This is a genomic window from Streptomyces sp. NPDC050485 (assembly GCF_044458185.1).
In the GTDB taxonomy this organism is placed as follows: Bacteria; Actinomycetota; Actinomycetes; order Streptomycetales; family Streptomycetaceae; genus Streptomyces.
Map to the genome: position 1 here is coordinate 41,073 of NZ_JBITHR010000033.1, position 14,009 is coordinate 55,081.

At 69.5% G+C, this 14,009-nt stretch carries 16 protein-coding genes; 12 read left to right on the forward strand and 4 right to left on the reverse strand.

Going from position 1 to position 14,009, the window contains the following annotated elements:
• Window positions 1-224 precede the first annotated feature (224 nt).
• On the reverse strand, window positions 225-353 hold the full coding sequence (locus ACIBK6_RS37685; RefSeq protein ID WP_399057224.1) for a hypothetical protein: 129 nt from the start codon (window positions 351-353) through the stop codon (window positions 225-227).
• Between the two features lie 188 nt (window positions 354-541).
• Window positions 542-1,234, reverse strand: a complete 693-nt coding sequence (locus ACIBK6_RS37690) for a GntR family transcriptional regulator (RefSeq protein WP_399057226.1) — start codon at window positions 1,232-1,234, stop codon at window positions 542-544.
• A gap of 221 nt (window positions 1,235-1,455) precedes the next feature.
• On the opposite strand from ACIBK6_RS37690, the gene ACIBK6_RS37695 reads away from it, so the two are divergent.
• The 12 genes from ACIBK6_RS37695 to ACIBK6_RS37750 all read left to right on the forward strand — a co-directional run bounded on the left by ACIBK6_RS37695 (window position 1,456) and on the right by ACIBK6_RS37750 (window position 10,128).
• Window positions 1,456-2,094 (forward strand): WhiB family transcriptional regulator, encoded by a 639-nt coding sequence (locus ACIBK6_RS37695; RefSeq protein ID WP_399057256.1) that lies wholly within the window; start codon window positions 1,456-1,458, stop codon window positions 2,092-2,094.
• Complete coding sequence (locus ACIBK6_RS37700; RefSeq protein WP_399057228.1) at window positions 2,091-2,375, forward strand: hypothetical protein; 285 nt, start codon at window positions 2,091-2,093, stop codon at window positions 2,373-2,375. The genes ACIBK6_RS37695 and ACIBK6_RS37700 overlap by 4 nt, the downstream gene beginning before the upstream one ends.
• On the forward strand, window positions 2,372-3,931 hold the full coding sequence (locus tag ACIBK6_RS37705) for a DUF2637 domain-containing protein (RefSeq protein WP_399057230.1): 1,560 nt from the start codon (window positions 2,372-2,374) through the stop codon (window positions 3,929-3,931). Before ACIBK6_RS37700 ends, ACIBK6_RS37705 begins: the two co-directional genes overlap by 4 nt.
• 57 nt (window positions 3,932-3,988) lie before the next feature.
• Complete coding sequence (locus tag ACIBK6_RS37710) at window positions 3,989-4,168, forward strand: hypothetical protein (RefSeq protein ID WP_399057232.1); 180 nt, start codon at window positions 3,989-3,991, stop codon at window positions 4,166-4,168.
• A complete protein-coding gene (locus ACIBK6_RS37715) occupies window positions 4,165-5,196 on the forward strand; it encodes a hypothetical protein (RefSeq protein ID WP_399057234.1) in 1,032 nt (343 codons plus the stop codon). The genes ACIBK6_RS37710 and ACIBK6_RS37715 overlap by 4 nt, the downstream gene beginning before the upstream one ends.
• Window positions 5,197-5,204: 8 nt before the next feature.
• Entirely contained in the window at window positions 5,205-5,645 is a 441-nt protein-coding gene (locus ACIBK6_RS37720) for a hypothetical protein (protein WP_399057236.1), read from the forward strand.
• A complete protein-coding gene (locus ACIBK6_RS37725; protein WP_399057238.1) occupies window positions 5,642-6,484 on the forward strand; it encodes a hypothetical protein in 843 nt (280 codons plus the stop codon). The genes ACIBK6_RS37720 and ACIBK6_RS37725 overlap by 4 nt, the downstream gene beginning before the upstream one ends.
• A 274-nt stretch (window positions 6,485-6,758) precedes the next feature.
• Window positions 6,759-6,995, forward strand: a complete 237-nt coding sequence (locus tag ACIBK6_RS37730; protein ID WP_399057240.1) for a hypothetical protein — start codon at window positions 6,759-6,761, stop codon at window positions 6,993-6,995.
• A 446-nt stretch (window positions 6,996-7,441) separates the two neighbouring features.
• Window positions 7,442-7,984: a hypothetical protein gene (locus ACIBK6_RS37735; protein WP_399057242.1), complete on the forward strand. Its 543-nt coding sequence runs from the start codon at window positions 7,442-7,444 to the stop codon at window positions 7,982-7,984.
• Between the two features lie 23 nt (window positions 7,985-8,007).
• Entirely contained in the window at window positions 8,008-8,658 is a 651-nt protein-coding gene (locus tag ACIBK6_RS37740) for a hypothetical protein (RefSeq protein ID WP_399057244.1), read from the forward strand.
• 161 nt (window positions 8,659-8,819) lie between these two features.
• Window positions 8,820-9,080 (forward strand): hypothetical protein, encoded by a 261-nt coding sequence (locus ACIBK6_RS37745; protein ID WP_399057246.1) that lies wholly within the window; start codon window positions 8,820-8,822, stop codon window positions 9,078-9,080.
• Window positions 9,081-9,141: 61 nt separating this feature from the next.
• The gene (locus ACIBK6_RS37750) at window positions 9,142-10,128 is read left to right on the forward strand and encodes a hypothetical protein (RefSeq protein ID WP_399057248.1); all 987 of its coding nucleotides are present in this window, start codon (window positions 9,142-9,144) and stop codon (window positions 10,126-10,128) included.
• A 1,408-nt stretch (window positions 10,129-11,536) separates the two neighbouring features.
• On the opposite strand, the gene ACIBK6_RS37755 is transcribed toward ACIBK6_RS37750, so the two are convergent.
• Both ACIBK6_RS37755 and ACIBK6_RS37760 read right to left on the reverse strand, forming a co-directional pair.
• Window positions 11,537-11,830 carry a hypothetical protein gene (locus ACIBK6_RS37755; protein ID WP_399057250.1) on the reverse strand — a complete coding sequence of 98 codons (294 nt, stop codon included), beginning with the start codon at window positions 11,828-11,830 and terminating at the stop codon, window positions 11,537-11,539.
• Window positions 11,831-12,434: 604 nt separating this feature from the next.
• Window positions 12,435-13,061 carry a hypothetical protein gene (locus ACIBK6_RS37760; protein WP_399057252.1) on the reverse strand — a complete coding sequence of 209 codons (627 nt, stop codon included), beginning with the start codon at window positions 13,059-13,061 and terminating at the stop codon, window positions 12,435-12,437.
• Window positions 13,062-14,009 lie beyond the last annotated feature (948 nt).

A 14,009-nucleotide genomic window follows, 5' to 3' on the forward strand; every position in this document is an offset into this window, starting at 1 on the left:
GCAAGATGGACCCCGTTCTCCCGGGTCGCCCCGGGAAACGACAAACCCCCTCGGGGGGATTGCTGCTGGAGGGCAGTAATTGCCGGACCATTCGGTCTGGCCCTCGCTCAAAATGGGCTGCTAACCCAGGACTGAGCGGTGACGGCCGGCAGAGGAGCTGCTAACTCCGAAGCCGGCGGAGAGGGGCGAGGAGCAGCCTTGCTAGAGGCGCCCGCCCGGAAGATCTACGACATCCTCAACTCCCCCTTCCAGGGGGCTTTCGCATGTTCGGGCCCGAGCGTGCCGGGCAGCGCCCACGGCAGCGCCGCGCCCGGCGCGGTGAAACGGCTCGGGATCTGCGCGGAACTGGTCATGGGAGAACCGCCTTCTCGGTTCGCGGGGCTCAGCCTCGGCGCTGTGCGCCGGGGGCCCGGGGACGAGGCGTAGTGGATCAAGCGAAAGTCAGCCTATCCCCTGACGGCCGTCGTGCACACGCACTCAGCACGTTGTGAGCTCGGCATTCAAAAGTGCAGCCAAAAGGGGCAGTTGACGCAGGGCGCTACTAAGTGCCGCTTCCTGTACGGATGGTCACGCGATCCGCCCGTACTACCGTCAACAGGTATGAAGTTGGGCGTTCTTCTGTGAAGCCGACTCTTCGGATCTCGAATACAGGGGTGCCGCCCTTGGATCTGAGGAGCGAGCACTCCTCGGTGGTGGCAGACCTTGCTGTCCAGCGGTTGGTGTGGCTGTTCTCGATCCGGAGCGGGCCCGCCGTGAACGGTGCGAGGGTGGCGGCCTCGGCTCCCAACGCCTCGATCGCCTCCGGGGTGAAGAGGGTCTGCAGCGCCCACGGAGCGCCGGCTTGCAGCAGCACCGCTTGCCGGACGGACAGCGCGGCGTCCGGGGCGAGGGCCAGGGCCTCGACTGCGGCCGCGTCGGTGCCGGGGCTCCCGGTCCTGAGGTCGTTGTGGCCGCTGCTGCCGGCATCCGTCGGCCGGACCAGCCCGTCCTCGTGCAGCCGGGCCTCCAGGGCGGCGGCCGGCTGCAGCACTCGGCTTCGGCGGCGCGGGGCCATCTCGACCAAGCCCTCCTCTTCGAGGAGTCGCAGGGCCTGGGCCATGGTGTTCGGGGCGACGTCGTACTGCTCACCCAACTCGCGCTGACCGGGGAGCTTCTCACCCGGTGTCAACCTGCCGCTCAGGATGTCGGCGCGCAGCGCGGCCGCGACCTGCTCGTGCGGGTGATGGGACGTCATGGGCACATCTTGCCGCACCCGCCAGAGCTCCCGGCTCACGTGCTCCACCTCTTCCTTGACGTGATCGCCATTCGCATGCATCATCTGACGCATCTGCATTAAGGCAGTTAAGGCAGATGGCGTGTTGAAAAGCAAGCGGCCCCCGGGGCTGGTCCCCCCGGAGGCCGTGAGCGCGCCTCACCCACCAGATTCGTCACAGGAGATGAGAACGCGTGAACACCATGATGGCAGCCCACCCGCCGGCGCCGGCCCGCGCCCGCGGAATCACCGAGGACGGCATCGCCCAGTACATCGCCGACACCGAGCCCCTCGACGACCTCGTCGCCGACGGATACCTGGCCGGCCACGACGGCCGTCTCATCGCTCAGCAGCTACGGGCTCCGCAACTGCGCCGGGCCATCACCCACTCGGTGTGCCACACCGTCCAGCCGGACGTCGACAACTTCTACCAGGAGGACGGCGAACCGGACGCCGACTGGCACCAGCGCCGCACCCGGACCGTCCGCGACCACTGCACCGTCTGCCCGGTACGGGCCGCATGCGCCGAGCTCGCGCTCCGCACCGACGACACCGTCGGAGTCCGCGGCGGCCTGGCCCCGGAGAAACTCCAACGCCGGCTGATGGCCGAGACCACCAGGCTGCAGCGCGCCCGTGCCGCAGACGAGCGTGCCACCGTCGAGCAGCGCGCCCGCATCGCCGCGGGCGCCGAACTGCAGCGGCTCACCGGCCAGTACCTCGGCTCTTCCGGGAAGCCCGAGAAGCGCCTGGAGAACATCGAGAACATCCACGAGGCCGCACGCCACCGCGACGAGCTCGTCGCCGCCCACCGCCGCGCCGCCGGCTGGACGGCCGCCGCATGACCCCCGCCGGCGACGAACACGCCCTCAACCGGGCCCTGGTCAGCGCCCTCGCCCACCGCGACGACGTCCACTTACTCCCCGTCCTCGTACCCGCCGGCGCCGACGTACCGCCCGCCAACCCGCTCACCGTGCTGCTCCTGGTCCTGCTCCGCCAGGCCACCGCCGAGCGCGACGCCTACAGGGACTGGATCACCCAGGACCCGACCCCGCCCACCGACGAACCGGCGCGCACCCGGGCCGCCGAAGCGGCCAGCAACCTCGCCCGGAGGGACTCCCCGTGACACACGACCTCGCCCCCCGCGGCGTGGCCCTGGCCGAACTCCTCGGCAGCTGGCAGTTCGTCCTCGGAACGCTCGTCCTCACCCTCGGGCCAGCAATCGCCTTGCGCCGGCGCCGCGTTGCCCTGGCCGCACTTACCGACGACGAGCGCGCCGCTGCCGCCGACCGCCGCGGCCGACGCGTCGAGGACCTGCTCACCGTCGTCATCGCCGCAGCCGCAGCCGCCCTGTCGGCCACCGGTCTGCGCCGCGTCGGCCGCCACCAGATGGGCCTGGACGCCCCGTTCGATCTCCTGCCCTTCGTCGCGCTCGACGTCGCGGCCATGGTCTGCGGCCGCCGAGCCCGCCGCCGGGCCCGCGACGGCGAGGGACCCGGCCTGTCCGGAGCACTCTTCTGGATCCTCGCCGTCATCAGCGCCGTCTTCTCCGCGGCCGAAGCCGGATCCCTCCTCGGCGGCGCTGTCCGCGCTGTCTGGCCGGTCCTGGCCGCCGTGCTCTGGGAAATCGGCTCGCTCGAAGAGCGCCGCGCCGCCCGCACCAAGGGCGGACGTCCGGACCGCCGCATCGCCCTGGTGCGACTGCTCCACCCCGTCGAGGCCTTCCGCGTCGCGCTGCTGCTCGCCGCCCGCCAGGACCTGGCCCAGGAAGACGCCACCGTGGAGGTCCGCATCTCCCGGGCCGCCTACCGCTGGTACCGGCTGCGCCGCGCCCAGGACGCGGTCAAGCGGACCGCCAGGATGACCCGCTGGGCATACCGCCTCGCCGAGATGCACGCCGACGCCCGCGCCCAGGATGCCAGCGAACGGGCAGGATGCTCCGACCCTGTCATCCTGAACCGCGTCGTTGCCCGACTGCAGCTGCGCGTACGCCAGTCCGACATCGCCGGGATGAACCTGAGGAATCCCGTCGCATTCGAGGGCATCCTCAACACCCTGATCGGCACCATCCCGACCATCCCATCCCAGGTCGCACAACCCCATCCTGTGCCCTCATCCCACCCGGTGGATAGCGAAAACCACCAGGTCAAGGCCGGGATGGGTGAGGGTGGCGAGCCCGAAGGCGACATCGACGACGGCGACACCCCCTTGCCGCACCCGGACGTCGACGACGAGCAGGATGATGCACCACGCGCGAGGCCGAAGACCGACGCGGAGGTCATGGCCGCCCTGGTCGCCACCGTCCCGCGCAACGATGACGGCAAGTTCGCCTGGAGCATCAACAAGACCGCCGACGCCGTCGGCATCGGCAACCCGCGGGCCACGCGGTTCCTGGAAACCCAAGACGAGTGGCTGCCCGAGGCGATCAAAGCCCATGCCGCCGCCACGCGCGGTATCGCCGACGGCGAGCCGGATCACTTCGACCAAGCACTCGCCATCGCGAACGAGGCGTTGCGTCCGGTCCCGGACCCTGAGGCCCACCCGGCGGCCCCACCGTCAGCCGGCCAACTGCCGCCCCTCGACGGACTCTCCCCTCTCGATCCGCGCGTGGGCGACCGCTACGAGCAGCACGACAGCGGTCTCCTCGTCCCCGCCACAGCCGGCACCCGACACCTGCCCTGACGCCCCGCTCCGCAGGGCGCCCGAAGGCCGCCCACGAGCACGACCGTGAGGACCACCATGCCCGCCACCTCCTTCGACCAGCACGTCAACGAAGCCCTCGCACTCCTCGCAGCGTCCCGCCGCCCGGTGCCGGAGGCCCGTACGGCGGCCCGTGCCGCCGGCGCCATGCCGCAGCACGGCCGGCCCCGCCTGATGCTCGTCCCGCGCCCCACCTTCAGCCAGGGGAGCACCCGGTGAGCATCACCCCCTTCGCCCGAGGCCGGCGCAACCAGACGCCCGACGAGACAACCGGTGAGGAACCGGCTCCGGCACCCGAGACCAAGGACACCGTGGGCGCCGACGAGACACAGCTGCGCCGCGTCCTGTCCCGCATCGGCGTCCGGCCCGTCGGCCACGCCGAGCAGAGAGTCGAAGACGCCCCTGCACCGCCCGCGGAGCAACCCGAACCGGAACGGCCCGGTACCCTCACCCGGCTGATCTCCACGACGCGCGGCGGCGGCCGGCTCCCCGCGCCCGGAAAGACCATCGAGCTCACCGACCCCCCTGCACAGCAGGCTCCGGCGGACGAACCGACGCTCGCCGAAGACCAGGAGGCCCCCGCCGACCGGCCACCGCGCCAGGACGGGCGCGCGGCGGGCGCGGCGCCGAAGGTCCCTTGGCCGCCTTACGCCCCCCGGCGCCGGAACAAGGTCGACGCCCCGACCGTCACGGACCCCGGCGACGAGGGCCAGGAGCCGGTGCACGACAAACCCGACTGGTTCCGCGTCCAGAAGAAGGCCGATCCGCAGGTACCGGACCCGGGCGCCCACGAGGTCCATAACCACTACTACGGCTCCGGACCCGACACCCTCGCTCCGCCCGCAGACGAGGGGACAGGCCCACGCCGCATCAACCGCAGCTCCCTGACCAGCTGGTGGGCCTCGCTCACGCCATGGCAGCGGTTCATCCTGCACAACGGATCAGCCGCGGCCGTCGGCGCCTGGGGCGGGGGCATGCTCACCGCCCGATGGGACACCGGCCTGCCCCAGTGGACGCTCGCAGTCATGCACGACGCTGCCGCCAGCAGCAACGAACCGACCACACCGTTCATCGTCGGCGCCGGCGTGATCCTGCTCGCCGCGATCGCCGGCGGCGCCATCACCTCCTTCGTAGAGAAGTGGCTCCACCGGCTGCCCTCGTTCTGCGCCGCAGTCCGCTTCCTCACCCACATCCCGGTCGCCTCCGCCGGAATCGCCGTCCTGCTCTTCTCCGCCCCCACCCTCTAGGAAGACCCGTGACCAGCCTGCTCGCCGCCGGGGCCGGAACCAGCGCCCTCGGCCCGATCTCCGCCACCGGCATCAGCATCGTCCTGATCGTCATGCTGATCTACGGCATCAAGGGCAAGGGCAAGAAGAAGCTGGCCCGAGGCCCGGCCCAGGCCGTCGGCTTCTTCGCCGAGCTCGCCTTCCTGCGCGCCGACTCCTGGCCCCACGACCTCGGAACCGCCATCCAGGACATCCCGCGCCAGGTGGCCGCGAACCCCGATCTGGGCGTCGGCAGCATGACCGCCGTGGTGCTCATCCTGCTCGTGCTGTCCGCGTTCGCGCCGATCGTGCCGTTCACCGGAGCCCTGTGGGGGATGCTCACCGCCGCCGCCATGTCAGCCGCCCAGTTCTCCGTCTGGAGGGCGATCATCGCCGTCGCCACCGCCGCGCTGTCCCTGGTGGGCGCATGACCGGCAAACCAGACGAGACCAAGACCGCCAAACAGAAGCCCAGGCGGCCCACCCTTGAAGAGATCCCGTTCGTCCGCGAGGTGCCCGTGGTGGCCAACGCCACCATGGTCGTGCTGCGCTACGTCGGCGCCTGGCTGCGCGCCGGCGACAAGGAGAGCGGCGGCTTCGGCGTCCGCCTGCTCGCCCTCGGCGTCACCGGCTACATCGCCATCTACGTCGCTGAGAAGCATCCAGGGCTGTGGTACGCCTACGGCGGCACCGCCTTCGTCCTGGTCACCGCGGTCGCCGTCCGCACCGGCCTGTCGGCCGGGCGCACGGTGAAGGACCTGGAAGCTGCCCCCGATCCCGCCCCGGCCGAGGAAAAGCCGCTCGAACCCAGCACCCTAAATGATCATGAAAATGCGGGGGAGGAGCACCCAGAACCCGAGACGCCCGTGGCCAGCCCCGCGGAAGCCGACGCGGCATTTGGCTTGTTCGTCGAGCACAACGTCGCCTTCGCCGTCCGCACGGACCCCAAAGGTGACCGAAAGGGCGTCCACACCGACACCCTGCTCAAGATCCTCCACTCGGCCGGGATACTGGCCGACTGGACCGAGCCCATGCTGAGACAGAAGTGCAAGACCCTCGGCATCCCTGTACGCACTCAGATGGGGATCCGGGGCCGGAACTACTTCGGAGTCCACGTCGACGACCTCGAGCACGCCCTCGGCCGGGCTGTCCGCCTCCCCCCTCAGCTCGTCCTCGACGGCACCCTCAACGCCCCCGCCGCACCCGCCGCCGAGCCCCCCGCCCCACCCCTCGAAATCACCCTCGCACAACCCCCTGCAGGAGCCGGCTGAACCGCCCTTCCCCCGCCCCCTTCCGGCGCTGGCTGGAAGGGGCACCTCCGCCGCTGACAACCGGCCGTCCGCGACCGCCACTCCCCTCCCCGGAAGGGGGCCAGCCAACCGTCTACCGGTCACCTCTACGACCGGCTGACCTGCGGATCTATCGCCGCGCTAGATGCCTCTACGGCGCCCATCTACCGCGTTCTACCGGCCCGTTCCCATCCCATGGGGTGCAACCACCGGTACCGTCGCACCAGACCGGAGTATCGGCGGAAGGGGCCCTGCGGTGGCGTGGCGGTACGAGTGCGGCCTGTGCAGGGAGACGACCGGATGGCTACCGAAGGACCAGGCCGCCGCCAAGCGCGACGAGCACCGGGATACCGCTCACCCCGGAATGGTCCCGACAGCCGAGGTCTTCGAGTCCAACGCCAAGCCGATCGCGAAGGACCCGGCCGCCCTGCGCATGTGGGCAATCATCGCCGTTGTGTGCCTGCTCGCCTGGGTCATCCAGATGGTGCGTTGACCGGCGGCCTTCGCTGCGGCGCCTGAGGGCCGGGACGGACCCGCACTGCTTCAACTCCAAGTGTCGGGGGTCATCCGGGACTTCAGCGGGACAGGTCCCTGACCTGCGCGCTGAAGTTTCGTAGCGCACTGCCGAAGCCTCGTTCCATCTCATCCAGTCCTTCAGCATCCGCACTCTGACGGCAGGGCTCACCTCCCTGACCTGGGCCAACGCCAAGTAGGCGTCTCCTTGTTGAAGTTCCGGACGAGATGCTGAAGCACCGAGCGATGCCCGGCACCAAGTGCCGCAACGAGTGAGGCGTCGGGACCCCAACTAGATGTTGCCTATTGTTGTTTCAATATGTAGTGTCGTTGCGGACGGAGAAAGTTCCGGATCCGTGTCACACGCCGCCCGCTGAAAGCACCTGTAGCAGACGAGCGCACCCACACACCGCCCTGGAGTCCATCGTGCCTACGCCCCGCACCCTGATAATCGGCACCGTCGTCGCGGGCGCTGCCCTCGTCCTGACCGGCTGCGCCGAAAAGCCCGTCCAGCACGGCGAGGTCATCGACAAGCGAGCCAACACTGGCCGCTGGATCGTCGACTACGAAGACGTCGACCGCGAGAACTGCACGACGATCCGCACCAGTTCGTTCACCACCGGCCGCTCCGGCGGATCCAGCAGCAGCGGCGGCAAGTCCGGCTCGTCAGGCCGCACCCGCAAGACCGACACAAACAGCTCGTCATCGGGTACCTCCGGCGGCACACAGCCCGGCAAGTCGCTCACGACCGGCGGAGCATCCGGAACCAAGCCCAACTCTCCCAGCTCGAACCCGGGAAGCACACAGCCCACCAAGCAGTGCGAGCGCCAGTACACAGGCCGGAAGGAGTCCGGCCGCCACTGGCAAGACGGCACGTGGGAGCTCAAGCTCCGCGACGGCAGCCGCACCGGCTGGAAGAAAGTCCCCAAGGCCATCTACGACGACACCGATCTCCACGACCGGATCTGAGCGACCATCCCAAGGAGACCCTCATGCCAGCGCGTCCGCCCGGCGACGTCGACCCCTACGAACACCTCCTCCACCCCGAGCTGCACCCCGTCCCCGACTCACCCTTGCTCAGCCAAACGGTGCGAGGCCACTACGGGAGACGGTCCACCGTCCAGCGCGTCTACGCCACGCCCTTCGGAGTAGATGTCGCCCTCTGCCTCTACCCGATCCACCGGGCGGCCATCTACGACACCCTCCGCCTAGAGGTCACCGACATGCTCTCCACCCCTGACCGCCCCGCCGCCCAACGCACCGCGTACCTCCGCAACTACCGCGAACTCCTCCGGCTCCACGGCCGCGCCGTAGACGACAGAACCCCGCGCACCCGACGCGCCATCCAACGCCGCTCGGCCTTCTACGAGCAGTTCCTCAACGCCAGGGTCTACGTCGAAGCGGCCCTCCTCGAAGGTGTGCAGGCTGGCGACCAGGTCGTTGACAACCAAGGCGTGCAGATGACCGTCACCAACCCGGACGCCAAACGCGACAAGTTCAGGAACTGGCGGACCGAGATGACGGTCAAGCTCAACCCCCAGCACGCCCGCGTCGCCAACCACTGGCGTCCGGCCAACACCGAGATCGCCTGGCCCATCAGCCACGAAGGCTGCGGCGTGCTGCCCACCCTCGGCCTCCTCTGACCCCATCACCCGGAGCCCACCCGACCGACGTGTTCTTCTCCCCGGCGACCCGCTGCCACGCGACCAGTTACACGCCCCACCACCGCCTGTCCCGACCACCCCGATGCGGGGCCAACCCCCGGATGGCCCCGCACTACCCCGACGCAATCAGATGAGGAGCGATGACTCACTGCCCCGCAGCCCTGCCGCTGGATCTCACCCCCGTAACCGTCACCGTGCTCGATGCGGGCAACACCGGCGCTGACGGATGCGAGCTCCACGCCGCCCGCCTTCTGACCCTCCTCAACCGCGGCCGCGTCTTCGCCCTGCCCGATGCTCCAGCCGGTGCCGCGCACCGTGTCTTCAGAGCCGCAGCCCCGCGCAGCGCCCACTTCGACCGCCTGGCCGACGTCGCCGCGACACGCCCTTCCACTCCCGCCTGACCCAGGGCGCGACGCCAACCCCTAGCCTGCCAACCGCCGACCGACCTGAAAGCGACTCCTCGTGCCCGTCATCCTCCACCCCGAACACGTCGTCAAGGCATACCGCGACGAACGCCCCTCCATCACCCGGCTCATCCTCGAAGCCCGATGGGCGCACCACCGCCTCACCTATGCCCGCGAACACGACCCCGACAGCACCACCACCCTTGCCCTGCGCCGCCTGCAGCTCCTCCACGCCGGCGCGCTCTGCGACGTCCTCGCCCTGCGCACCCGAGACCCCGACTTCTACGAAGCCGCCCGCGACCACGGCGAGCTCCTCCGTAAAGTCGACGGCCTGGCCCTCGACGACCACCCCCGCAACGGCCTCAACCACCTGCGCGCCCAGTACGCCCGGCTCCACCACCACAGCCACGGCGACTCATGCCGAACAGCTCACGTCACAGACGACTCTCTGCCACCCCGGTACCCGATCAACCGACCGGGCCCGTGGCTGGTCCACCAGATGCTCGACAGCTACGCCTGGGCCGCCCTCAGCCGCTCGCCCCGCTTCCCCGCTGTCGACGTCGCCGACGAACAACGTCGACACCTCATCACCCGCGGACTCCTCCTCGACTGGGCCACCTCCACAGCCACGACAGACAACGCCGCGGCGGCAGCCGCAGCCACAGCCGGCCACGCCCTGCGGACCCTCGACAGTCGGCCCGCCCTGAACGACCTCCGCGCCCGCGCCTACCTCCTAGACGCCTTCCGCGACCTCGACGACCAGGAAGAAGGCGACCCACACCCGCACGACTGCGCAGGGGGCTGCGCCGGTACCGGGGAAGTCCTCACCGTGCTCACTTGGGATTGCCACGGCGACGGCATCTACACTGCCGTCCACCAGGAACCGATCCTCTGCCTCGGCGCCCCCACCGGCCACGCCCCGGACTGCGCCACCTGCGAAGGACACGGCTTCACCTACACGACCGGCTACCGCGAGCTCTGCCTCGACGGGCGCATCTCCGACGGCGAGCCCGTCGCGGCCAGCGTGGCGCCGCAGGGAGCATGACCCCACCGCGTCCCGGGCGGCACCGCCGGCGCCGAGCTGCACGCCCAACCTGCGCAGGCGCCGGTAGTCCCGGGGGCCGCTCCCTCGGACTGTGATTTCTCTCCCCTGACTCTAGAGGGAGAGAAATCTCCCCCATGGCAACTGAGAAATCTCCCCCATGGAAAGGAGGGAGATTTCTCCTCCCCTCACCAGAGAGCCCAACCGCCGGGGGGGGGGGGGGGGGGGGGGGGGGGGGGGGGGGGGGGGGGGGGGGGCGCCCCCCCGCCCCCCCCCCCGCCCCCCCCCCCCCCCCCCCCCCCCCCCCCCCCCCCCCGCCGCCCCCCCCCCCCCCCCCCCCCCCCCCCCCCCCCCCCCCCCCCCCCCCCCCCCCCCCCGCGACGGACAGGACTTGGCCCCGCAGACCACCGTCAGAGGCCAGCTTGCCCTACAACTTGCCCCACAAGTTGCTCTAGAACTTGCTCTAGAACTTGCCTTTCAGCTTGCTCTGCAACTTGCCCCCACGCTGCGCCATCGACGCGGAAACCTGCACTTCAGGAGGATGGTCAAGGGGGTTGGGGAGCGCCGACTACTTCTCTAAGAGACCCCAAGGGAACTGAGGACTGAGCGAAGAGAGCCACAGGCGAACGACAGGAGGGAAGCGATGACAGAACGAAGGAAAGGAGAGTCGGCGGAAAGGTGAGAGCTGAGGAACTGACGTCGAGAGGAGGACAGCGAGAGGAGAGGAGGAAGCGGAAGAGGAGCAGACGAACAGCGAGAGCAACCAGACGGACAAGAGCGAGACGACGAAGCCGAAGAGCACCAGAACCGAAGAGACCAGCTAAGGAGACGGGGACAGACGAGAGCGGGACGGATGACAAGTCAGAGCGGACCAGAGCCCCAAGGGCAAGGCGTAGCGATCGTGAGGAGTCAGCGGACCGGGAGGGTGCCAAGCGCGGGCCGGTGAAGTTGGAGCGGGGAAGCGGGGAAGGGCTGCGGAACGCAAACGGCCCCACCCAGCGAGACGCTGAGTGGGGCGCGAGGAAGGGAGGGGAGGGGCGCGAGGCCGACCTTAGGAAGCCTTCCGGATCATTCGCCATGCGGCGGTCCGTGCGCTGGCGTTGACGCGTTCCGCCGCGTGGACTCGCAGCGCCCGCGCTCGCCTGAACGCGGCGGCGGCCTCAGGGTCGCCGCTTGCCGCGCGGCCAAGCAACTCCGCGATCTCGTTGGTAGTCATCGGGTGCCCTTTCGGTGCTGGCTGACGTCCCGGCTGGTTTGGCGGCCGGGGGCTGAGGGTGGCCGGGCCCCGGCCCCGCGTTGGAGGGGGTGTGGGCCGGGGCCCGTCCGGTGGTGGGCTCGGGCGGCCCCCGGAGGGGTTGAGGCTGCCCGGCCCTGGTCTGTGGTCCCGGCACGGGACCGTGTGGAGGAGGGGTTAGAGAGGAATGCGGGGAGACTGCGCGTCGAGGCGCCCCATGTGGCAGTCGGGGCAGAGGTCCGCTTCCCCTGTCGTCTCGTTGCCGCACTGCGCGCCCCATCCGGGGCAAGTGCGTATCTCGGGCTGGCGGTCGCGCTGTCGCTCCGGTCCCAAGCGCCAGATTTTGAAGTTCAGTTCTTGCAGTTCCGCCGCAGTCTCGTCGCTAAGTGTTTCACCGGCGACGTCGCTGAGCGCTCCAAGCGCTTCGTCGAGCCATTCGCATTCTCGCGTGGTGAAGATTGGCTGTGTCACTGGAAGTCCTTGCGGGTGTGTGGTGGACAGTCGGCGGTGGGCCCTGGGGTCGGTAGCGTGGCGTAATTCAGGGCCTGGGGCCCCGTCGTTTCAGTTCTTGCCTGCGGCGCTCGGGGGGTGTCGAATGACTCGTCCGCCGCTCGATAGCGTCCACACCTCGTCGGGGGGCTCGGTCAGGGCGGGCACCGGATCTGACGCTGGGCGTCGCCATACGAGCATCCTGGCGGATCTGTCTGCGCTCGGAAAATGCTCCAGTGGCTGCTGTTTGGGAGTCCGGAGTACACCGTCGTAGTACACCCGGCTGACCTTGTTCTTCACTCGCATCTGCAGCGCCGAGCTGGGTACGGCCAGGTTCGGCGCGAACTCCATCCCTCCTGTTCGCAACTGCGGCCCCGTCTGCGGTACGAACACCCAGTAGACCGTCATGGTGCCTACACCTCTTCTCTTCGCGATCGGGGTGGCCCGGCCCCGGGGGCCCGGTGGGGGCGGGTGAGCCCCGGGCCGGGCTTTGGGTGGGGGGTGGCTGGGGCTGGGCTTGTGGGGCGTGGGGCGGCCCCTGGTGGGGGTTGGTGGGGTTGGGGGCCGCCCTGCCCTGGTTGGGGTGTTAGTTGGTCTTGTATCCGTTGAGCTTTTCGATGAGTTCGGCGCGGTAGAGGGTGAGTGCCTGGGCCTTGTCGTCGAGCTGGGTGATCTGGGTCTGGATGGCTTCGGCGCGCTGGTTGTTGAGGAACTTGGTGTAGGTGGCTTCGCGCTTGGGGGTGGTCTTGTCGGTCTGGTAGGTGGTGACCAGTGCGGTGATGAGGTCGCGGACCTTTTCGAAGGTGTCCTGGCTGGCGTTCTCGGCGGGGGAGTTGGTCGGGTAGGCCGCCCCGAGCATGCGCTTGCGGAACTTGAGCAGCGGTGTACCCGCGTTGTCCGTGGCGGGGGTCAGGTCGGCGGGGTTGACCAGGTGGCTGCCGACCACGTACGGGAGCTCCATGTCGCCCAGCTTCGGGGCGTCGGTCCGCTCGTGGCGGTCGGTGCCGCTGCCCTTGCCGAACTGGACGTTCAGCAGACCCTCGGTCTTCGGGAACAGCTCCCAGTTGGGGTGGACCACGACGGTGCCGATCGGGAAGACCCCGTCCTGGAGGACGCGGGACAGGTCGTAGACCGCCTCGCCGTTCTCGCCGGTCTCGACCGCGTACGAGTAGGTGTTACCGGCCGGGGTGGTGAACGTCTTGGTACCGGACATGAGGGTCCCCTCCATCAGGGTCAGTTGGTGGTTTCTCGGCCGGTTCTTCGTTCCCCCGACCTCGTGATAACTACAGTACACATCGAAGCGTGAATACGCAACATCGGAACGGGATCGCCCCACCACGCTTCACCAAACCACCCACCAACTAGAAACCTCACCCCACCCAACCCGCCCCCGGCGACCACCACCCCACCCCGGACCGACCCGCGCAGCCCACCCGACCGCCCCCCATCGAAGCCACCCACCCCGCCCCCGCGCGGCCCCGGATCTAACACCCCGCACACCCGCAGCGCGAATCTAACGCCCCCGGAAAGGGCCGCCCGCACCCTAACCGGCGAATCTAACGCCCGCCCCGCATAGGCCGATTGGAGCGGCCCGGATCTAACGCCTTCCACTCCACCGAATCTAACGGACCGCCCAACTCGGATCCTGAATCTAACGCCACCCTCGAACGGCCCCCGGAAAACTCTCCACAGCCCCACATGGACCACACCCCGGAAAACCCTTCCCTGACCCGCTGTGCCCCCTGTAGGCTGCCGCTACGGCCCTTACAGGGCCACCCTGGACATCACCGGCGGCCCCAGGGGTTCGGGGAGTGGATACCCCGTCAATTCCCGCTACACAGCTTGAATTTGAGGGTACCGGCCCCTTAGAATGGTCTTGCACCACAGGGAATCAGGATCACCCGCAGAGAAACACCGCCGGGACAACCTGAAAGCCTGTTGGGAAACCCCAGAAAAGGCCCGCCAGGACCACGAGGCCAACCCCTCCACCTAGCCAGCCATTCTCTGACCCCAACTCCCGGAAAGCGGAACCGAATTCGAGACAGTACCCCCCTACCGCCCCCGGTCCGCTTCGCGGGCCGGCTCTCGGCCGGCCCTTCAGGCCGGCCGGTCAGCGCTCTGCGCTGACGGTCTTTCAGAAGGCGCTCTGCGCCTTCTGTAC

Bases quoted from the DNA above. Each gene is read 5' to 3' on its own strand.
- ACIBK6_RS37685 (WP_399057224.1), bottom strand. From the start codon at position 353: ATGACCAGTTCCGCGCAGATCCCGAGCCGTTTCACCGCGCCGGGCGCG.
- ACIBK6_RS37690 (WP_399057226.1), bottom strand. From the start codon at position 1,234: ATGACGTCCCATCACCCGCACGAGCAGGTCGCGGCCGCGCTGCGCGCC.
- ACIBK6_RS37695 (WP_399057256.1), top strand. From the start codon at position 1,456: ATGATGGCAGCCCACCCGCCGGCGCCGGCCCGCGCCCGCGGAATCACC.
- ACIBK6_RS37700 (WP_399057228.1), top strand. From the start codon at position 2,091: ATGACCCCCGCCGGCGACGAACACGCCCTCAACCGGGCCCTGGTCAGC.
- ACIBK6_RS37710 (WP_399057232.1), top strand. From the start codon at position 3,989: ATGCCCGCCACCTCCTTCGACCAGCACGTCAACGAAGCCCTCGCACTC.
- ACIBK6_RS37725 (WP_399057238.1), top strand. From the start codon at position 5,642: ATGACCGGCAAACCAGACGAGACCAAGACCGCCAAACAGAAGCCCAGG.
- ACIBK6_RS37740 (WP_399057244.1), top strand. From the start codon at position 8,008: ATGCCAGCGCGTCCGCCCGGCGACGTCGACCCCTACGAACACCTCCTC.
- ACIBK6_RS37745 (WP_399057246.1), top strand. From the start codon at position 8,820: ATGACTCACTGCCCCGCAGCCCTGCCGCTGGATCTCACCCCCGTAACC.
- ACIBK6_RS37760 (WP_399057252.1), bottom strand. From the start codon at position 13,061: ATGTCCGGTACCAAGACGTTCACCACCCCGGCCGGTAACACCTACTCG.